The following is a 4640-nucleotide window of genomic DNA, read 5'->3' on the forward strand; positions in this document are numbered from 1 at the left end:
CCCATAAAATACTTGCCGCCGATACTTCGGTGCAAATACTACATGATATTTACAATTCCATTTACTGTGTGATAGACTGTGTGTGTCATTCATCGAATGACCTCCTTTGATGTGGATAGGTTTGCAGTTGACGGACCGCATTCTTATCTTACCATCAAAGGTGTTTTGTTTTAAACCTTCAAAGACTCATCGCTAAAGCTTTTTGGAACCCCTGGTCTAACCAGGGGTTTTCTAACTATAATACAAAAAAAGCGGGTTCGATAAATCAAACCCCTACGATCCTAAACATGTATCACATTTTGCATGTACCGGTTTCGTAGGGACCCCATTCATGACGCCCACAAATCCACAGAGGCCTATGTATAAGAGATATTGACAATATCAATCCGTAATCTGTTTTAAATTTAACTCTACCATAGCCTACTCCTTCACGATCCATTCACCCGAACGATTATTTCCCTTTCGCAGGATGATTCCCTTCCGTTGCAATTCACTCATAATCCGTTTGATGGATCGAAGCGACATATGAGTTTGTTGCTGTATAACACGCTGTGTTACTTTGGAATCAGCCATTATCACATGCAGTACCTGTTGTTCATCCGAACTCATATTCTCTTATGGATAGTTTACTTTTATCCATAGCCCATACAGCAACAACATGACATAATAATCTTTTTCGATAATATCTCCCTGCATATTGCTTTTTTCATGAATATTATTAATCAGGATCCCAAATGCGTATTCGTCTTTATGCAGATTCATGGATGTCTCCCAATACGATGTCAATCGTAGTACATAACACACGATAATCATAATGCTGTCTTGCCATCCGAATCAATGTATTTGTATCTAATTTCCATGTCTGTATAAGATCATAAACAAGCCTAGTAGGACTTGCTGTATCCACGGGTGCCATATGTAATTGTTGAACAGCATCTAAAAGCTGCAGATATCGATGATTGTGTGTTGTAACGAGGATGGGTGGTTTGCGAAGCGTAATGTTCCAATGGTTTTGAATCCGTTATCATACACATTAGTGGCAATACATCGTTTAGCAGGCATCTGCGTAATAAACCCCAACCGATTCAACCCGGATAATCTCGTTTCATATCCAATGATAATAAAAATGTACGCAGGCATCTAATCTATCTGCTAGGTGCCTGCGTATAACAAAGTCGGAAATGTGATCTTTTTTCATCAATATGCAGAGTTCCCCCGAAGCTATTGGTACAACAGTCGAGAAGACTTCTTTTCCACCTTCATATGCCCCCTTATTACGAATAATATACTATTTCATCGTACCCTGCGATAAAACATCAACATCGTTGTTTGGCCTCTTTTTGCATCATAATGGCCAATATTTGTTTGTCCGTTTCTGCCATTCCTTCACAGGCGAGTGTCCCTACGTTGTTGATAGAGTCATCAATGTCGTCTGATACGATACCTTCGTCACCAGTGACACGAATGCCCTGCAGTGCCATGAGTACGGCTTTATATGCCGCCATGACTGATGTCGTGACTTTCATAGAGCAGCTGTGAGCAGCTCCGTCACAGATGATGCCCGGAATATCCCCGACCATGTTGGATATCGCCATACTGACCGTTTTAAAGTCCTTGGTGCAGAGATAGGCGATTCCTGCGGCAGCACCCATGGCGGCTGTCGAAGCAGCACATAGCGCTGATAGTTTCGGCAGTTTGCTGTGAATATAGATAGCCATCATATGCGAAAGCATGAGCGCCCGTATCGTAGTGTCATGGTCTGCCTGCAGGTACTTGGCAGCCACAGTTACCGGCACGGTAGCGGTAATGCCCTGATTGCCGGATCCGGAATTAGTCATCGCCGCCTGCGAAGCACCACCCATGCGTGCATCCGAAGCTGCTGCCGTGCAAGCCGTCATTCGCAACAGGAGTGACCGAGACAGTTGTTTGATATCGATCTGCTGCTTCAGCACTCTACCGATCTGCAATCCGTATGTCTGCCGCATGCCGGTTTCTGCCAACGCATCATTCAGTGTTGCAGCATCCTCAATAAAAGATATGGCAGCCATAGGTACCTGTGCAGCAAATTCAAAAATATCTTGCGCCCGTATGCCATCGAGAGAATACGCCTTCTGCCTATCAATAGATTGTTTTGGTTTGGCTTCAAAGATGACATTCTCATTTTTCTCTATCCGGATAACATTTGTATGTGCATCGGCAATACAAACACGTGCCGAATCCGTGCCATGAAACACACGTACCTCGGAGTAGAGCACATGATCCACGTCGGCAACGCGGATACGTACCTTTCCGTCTGCTATCAATTGCTTGGCTTGGTCCACGTGTGCTGGTGTAATATTCTTCAAAACTTCCAGTTTGCCATCCGGGTTGCCGCCTATGGCACCGACTGCCGCCGCAATCAGCAGCCCTGCTGTCCCAGTTCCGGGAACAATGACCCCCATACCGTTTTTCATCATATTAGCAGATACACGGGCTTCTATCTCATACACTGACATCCCCAAGGTTGCTGCTGCAATCGCTGCAGCAAGTGCCAGAGATACGGGCTCTGTGCAGCCAATTGCCGGTACGACCTCATGCCGCACCGCTTTGATCATTTCTTTCCATAATGGCTTCATCTCTGTATTACTTTCTTTATTCTGCATAACATACCACCTTACCTTTCCCAATAAATTAGATTAAGACATAAACGCCAAGAACGGTGATACACACAGCAATATCCCCGTAATGATAATGATGTACAATGACACGCCTTTATACCGATGCAGCAGCGGTACTCGGTATACGAGATACGCCGGGATCAAACATCCTACCAGCCCAAAGACCGGACTGCAGATAGAAGTAAAACTCAACACCGGTGCATTCAGCACAATAGCGCCCCACGATACCATGATCGTAAAAAAGATAATGCCATATTTCAGGACCGTCTTGTTGACACGTTCCTCCGGCATCACACGACAAAGCATATTCATGGCAAGCCCTTGGCAGGCTTCGCGGAATCCGAGATATACACCAAAATACGCCGTCATAACAGCAAAAATATTGAGGATCAGACTGAATACCTTAACATATTGCTGTCCGCTGCCTTGAGCTGCCATCGCCAGTGCCGAGATATTGGCATGATACGCTGCGACCGCCTGGTCATGTCCCATCGACAGCGTGAAGGATACGGCATAGAAAAACACGGTGACAAACAGGATGCCAAATGCAATGTTCATGGCCCGCATCGCTTTATACCGAGCCACGGCAATGGACTTTTCATGGGACCGGTAAGAAATGACCATGGGACTCAAGCTTTGAATAAACAAGATAGAGGTCAGCGTAAACGGCAGCATAACGATAGTATCATGGATGAGCTGTCCCATAGGCGGGAAAAACCCGACATTTGCCAGATTCCAATGACTCACCATCAAACAACCGAGGATAGCCACAACACACAACTTGGTAAGAACCATGCCCGTTGCGATCTTAAATAACACCTTTTCCCCGCGGGAAGCCAGTAAGACCAGCAAGCAGATAATTCCCAGCCCATACAGCGGATTCTTCGATAGCAGCGTGTCGGTCACACCGAAGGACTGCAAAAAAGAGGCGCTGTCGTTGTTGATTGCCGTAGAATACACAAATACCCATATGATCAGCATAACAAAATACAACGCACCCAAGAACATGCCCCAGTTTTTCCCCAGATATCCTTTGATGACGCTGGGATAATCCTGACACTTTGGGGAATCAGCCAGCGTATTAATAAATAACCGCTGAAATAAATACATCGCCGGATACCCGATGACGGAAGATAATAAAAATACCCATAATCCCATCAAGCCTACCTGCACCGGCAAAAACACAATACCGGCACCAATCGCCATGCCGATACTCATAATGACCCAGCCCCAGTCTGTACTATCGAAGCGGGTCGCTTTTTTCCATTCCTCCGGACTCAATCCAGAATGTTTTTCCAACGCCCCAGCAGAAAAATCATCTGCAATGGACGTTTTTGTTGAAGACATTGCCATTCCTATTCCTCCTCTTTTTAAATGTGTCTTTTAGGATACATTTTGATCAAAAAAAATAACCATCACGTCCATATCTTTCAATGAAAGCCTGGCAATGATCCGCTGCATCTCCTCTCTATCAAACTCATTCAGGCCTTGTATCTTCTTGTCCCAAACAGAAGTAGGCATATGAATAGACTGTAAAAAACTATCTATCGATAAATCCTCTTCCTTGATTTTCGCTAATAATAAATCAGCATTCAATTCCGATATCCTCCTTTATGTATCCTTTAAGACACTATTAATTATACGTATTACAAATAATAAAGTCAACACGTTCCGACACTTTTGCTAATATTGCATAAACAACATTGCCTATCGGAAACTTTAACAGTATAATAATTAATGTCTACTGCACAAAAGCCACTTTTTGACACGGCAGCCATTTTAAGGCCCGTTTTACCTTCCACAGTAGTACCTGTAGGTAAAATAAAATTGGCGTACACTGAATAGCCTGGAGTTTTCCCAGGTTCAGTGCCAAAATAGACAGCGCTATTACACTCTGTGTCGTTTCTTTCAGATAGGTTCTGATTTGAGTAAGGCCAAACCGACGTTTCGCTAAACTGAAAGCTCGTTCTACTTCCACGCGAT

Annotated in this window: 6 protein-coding genes and 1 pseudogene; all 7 read right to left on the minus strand. The window is 44.4% G+C overall.

Annotated features, from left to right (window positions below; translation table 11 throughout):
- Nucleotides 1-93: transposase (locus tag AB840_RS14775; RefSeq protein WP_048514666.1), on the minus strand; the 93-nt coding region annotated here is incomplete at its 3' end.
- Nucleotides 94-420: 327 nt separating this feature from the next.
- Complete coding sequence (locus AB840_RS14780; RefSeq protein ID WP_048515604.1) at nucleotides 421-609, minus strand: winged helix-turn-helix domain-containing protein; 189 nt, start codon at nucleotides 607-609, stop codon at nucleotides 421-423.
- 6 nt (nucleotides 610-615) lie between these two features.
- Entirely contained in the window at nucleotides 616-762 is a 147-nt protein-coding gene (locus tag AB840_RS17325) for a hypothetical protein (protein WP_159445852.1), read from the minus strand.
- Nucleotides 763-1316: 554 nt separating this feature from the next.
- Complete coding sequence (locus AB840_RS14785) at nucleotides 1317-2642, minus strand: L-cysteine desulfidase family protein (RefSeq protein ID WP_048515605.1); 1326 nt, start codon at nucleotides 2640-2642, stop codon at nucleotides 1317-1319.
- A gap of 33 nt (nucleotides 2643-2675) precedes the next feature.
- On the minus strand, nucleotides 2676-4004 hold the full coding sequence (locus AB840_RS14790; protein ID WP_048515607.1) for an SLC5/6 family protein: 1329 nt from the start codon (nucleotides 4002-4004) through the stop codon (nucleotides 2676-2678).
- Nucleotides 4005-4040: 36 nt separating this feature from the next.
- The gene (locus AB840_RS14795; protein ID WP_048515606.1) at nucleotides 4041-4253 is read right to left on the minus strand and encodes a hypothetical protein; all 213 of its coding nucleotides are present in this window, start codon (nucleotides 4251-4253) and stop codon (nucleotides 4041-4043) included.
- Nucleotides 4254-4506: 253 nt separating this feature from the next.
- Nucleotides 4507-4640: pseudogene (locus AB840_RS18375) on the minus strand (transposase); the annotation flags it as partial.

It is taken from the genome of Megasphaera cerevisiae DSM 20462 (assembly GCF_001045675.1).
In the GTDB taxonomy this organism is placed as follows: domain Bacteria; phylum Bacillota; class Negativicutes; order Veillonellales; family Megasphaeraceae; genus Megasphaera; species Megasphaera cerevisiae.